1 protein-coding gene is annotated in these 424 nt (G+C 56.1%); it reads right to left on the bottom strand.

Annotated elements, in window-relative coordinates:
* The coding region (locus tag AC1RPN_RS08480) for a hypothetical protein (RefSeq protein WP_481763757.1) at positions 1–356 on the bottom strand (356 nt) is incomplete at its 3' end.
* Positions 357–424: the final 68 nt, after the last annotated feature.

Here is a 424-nt window from a genome sequence, read left to right as displayed (position 1 = left end):
ATTGCCATACGCAGCAGTTCCTGTGCTTCGATGATCGTGTTGTGCAGAATGCGAATCTGTTTGCGCTTGCGCTCTATGAACGCGTCGCGTGCGGCTTCCTTGGTGCGAGGCGCGTACTGCTTCGGCCACGACAGATTCACGAACCGTTCACGGTCCTCGTAATGATCTAGAAACCAGAAACCGTGCGGAGTCATACGCAGCACCGGATACTCGTTGATCCAGATGCAGAGGTGTTCACCGGCAGCACGCGGAATAGGATCACCCCAATCGTCCGCACCCGGGCTGTATCGAACTTCACGGTATCGATAGCAGTAACCAAGTTCGGGATTGGGTCCGGGATGTGCACCAAAAATCATACATCACCCTCACCAGCAACCGGCGTGATGAGCGAGAGGCCGAGAGCCTTTCTCACCTTGGCCCGTGC

Source organism: Dellaglioa sp. CoH-57-MRSF-20, assembly GCF_056781955.1.
Note: the sequence above shows the minus strand (reverse complement) of the source record. Positions and strands in the feature narration are given on the sequence as shown.